Consider the following 2,109-nt stretch of genomic DNA (forward strand, 5'->3'; position numbering starts at 1 on the left):
CTTGCAGCCGTGGCCCATCCTTCGAGGCTCGCCGTAAAGAACGGCGAGCACCTCAGAGTTTGTGAATCTATTCGAATTTCGACGTTTCTGCGGGTCCTAAGTCTTTGATTTGACTCATGTCGGAAAACGCAAAAATCAATAGATTCACAAGCTCTCAGGATGACGCGGTACTTGCTTTTGCTACTCCACCATCTCCGCCACCGCCTTGCCGCAGGCGGCCGTATCGGCGTTGCCGCCGAGATCCCGCGTGCGCAGCGTGCGTTCGCCGAGCGTGCGCTCGATCGCCGCAACGATCGACGCCGCCGCGGCCTTTTCGCCGAGGTGATCGAGCATCATCGCGCCAGACCAGATCTGGCCGATCGGATTGGCGATCCCCTGCCCCGCGATGTCAGGCGCGGAGCCGTGCACCGGCTCGAATACGGACGGAAAATGCCGTTCCGGGTTGATATTCGCGGCGGGCGCAATGCCGATGGTTCCGGTGCAGGCCGGCCCGAGATCGGACAGGATGTCGCCGAACAGATTGGAGCCGACGACCACATCGAACCAGTCCGGATGCAGCACGAAATTCGCGGTCAGAATATCGATGTGGTACTTGTCCCATTTCACTTTGGGATAAGTCTTGGCCATCGCCTCCACCCGCTCATCCCAATACGGCATGGTGATGGAAATGCCGTTGGATTTGGTCGCCGACGTCAGATGCTTCTTGGGGCGCGATGCCGCAAGATCGAACGCGAACTTCAAGATGCGGTCGACGCCGATGCGCGTCATCACCGTCTGCTGGGTGACGAATTCGCGCTCGGTGTCCGGAAACATGCGGCCGCCTACGGAAGAATACTCGCCTTCGGTATTTTCACGCACCACCCAGAAATCGATATCGCCGGGCTTGCGGTTGGCGAGCGGCGACGGGACGCCGGGCATCAGCCGCACCGGGCGCAAGTTCACATACTGGTCGAACTCCCTGCGGAATTTGATCAGCGATCCCCACAACGAAATGTGATCGGGGATTTTCGCCGGCCAGCCCACCGCGCCGAAATAGATCGCATCGTGCTTGCCGATTTTGTCCTTCCAGTCGTTCGGCATCATCTGGCCGTGCTTTTCGTAAAAATCCCAGCAGGCGAAGTCGAAGTGGTCGAAATGCACGTTGACGCCGTGTTTCTTCGCGGCCGCCTCCAGCACGCGAAGACCTTCGGGGACGACTTCCTTGCCGATGCCGTCGCCGGGGATGACTGCTATTCGATATTTTTTTTCTGTGCTCACAAGGAGAGTCCTTCAAGATTTGCGGCGTCAGCGCCTTCATCAGAATTATCGGATTGCAATGGACCAAAGTAAACCATGGCGCAACGCTGCAGTGCAATGTTGACCGATTTCGATTGGTTCTGTAGCTCCGGATGGAGCCAACGGGTCGCGCGAATGCGCGGTCCGATGGCGCAATCCGGGACAAGCACCGCCCCGGGTTTCACCATCATCGGGCGCGCATTCGCGCGACCGCGGGCTACAAGATTCAATTTTCCAATCAAGAGAGCATCCCATGGACCTTCATTTGCGCGGCAAACGCGTCCTGATCACCGGCGCCTCCAAGGGCATTGGCGCCGCCGCCGCCGAAGCGTTTGCGGAAGAAGGCTGCGATCTCCGCCTCGCCGCCCGCAGCGGCGATCAATTGAAGGCGCTGGCAGACCGCCTGCGATCGGCGCATCAGATAGACGCCTCCGTTCACGTCACCGATCTTCGTAAGCCCGAGGATATTGCGAGGCTGGTGAAGGACGCCGCCGATATCGACATCCTGGTCAACAATGCCGGCGATATTCCCGGCGGCTCGATCGACAAGATCGACGAGGCGACCTGGCGGCATGCCTGGGAACTGAAAGTGTTTGGCTACATCAACCTCACCCGCGCCATCTACGCGCAGATGAAGGCGCGCGGCCACGGTGTCATCGTCAACGACATCGGCGCCGCCGGCGAAAAATTCGACGCCAACTATATCTGCGGCAGCGCCGGCAACGCGGCGTTGATGGCATTCACCCGCGCGCTCGGCGGCAAGAGCCTCGCCGACAACATCCGCGTGGTCGGCATCAATCCGGGCCCGGTCGGCACCGACCGTCATGTCACGCT

The 2,109-nt window shown here is 60.0% G+C and carries 3 protein-coding genes; 1 reads left to right on the plus strand and 2 read right to left on the minus strand.

What is annotated here, in order from left to right:
• Positions 1-180: 180 nt before the first annotated feature.
• Both VGP39_RS24785 and VGP39_RS24790 read right to left on the minus strand, forming a co-directional pair.
• A complete protein-coding gene (locus VGP39_RS24785) occupies positions 181-1,257 on the minus strand; it encodes a tartrate dehydrogenase (protein ID WP_327570727.1) in 1,077 nt (358 codons plus the stop codon).
• Positions 1,254-1,517 carry a hypothetical protein gene (locus tag VGP39_RS24790; RefSeq protein WP_327570728.1) on the minus strand — a complete coding sequence of 88 codons (264 nt, stop codon included), beginning with the start codon at positions 1,515-1,517 and terminating at the stop codon, positions 1,254-1,256. Before VGP39_RS24790 ends, VGP39_RS24785 begins: the two co-directional genes overlap by 4 nt.
• Before the next feature lie 11 nt (positions 1,518-1,528).
• On the opposite strand from VGP39_RS24790, the gene VGP39_RS24795 reads away from it, so the two are divergent.
• The coding region (locus tag VGP39_RS24795; protein ID WP_327570729.1) for a short-chain dehydrogenase/reductase at positions 1,529-2,109 on the plus strand (581 nt) is incomplete at its 3' end.

It is taken from the genome of Bradyrhizobium sp., from assembly GCF_036009065.1.
In the GTDB taxonomy this organism is placed as follows: domain Bacteria; phylum Pseudomonadota; class Alphaproteobacteria; order Rhizobiales; family Xanthobacteraceae; genus Bradyrhizobium.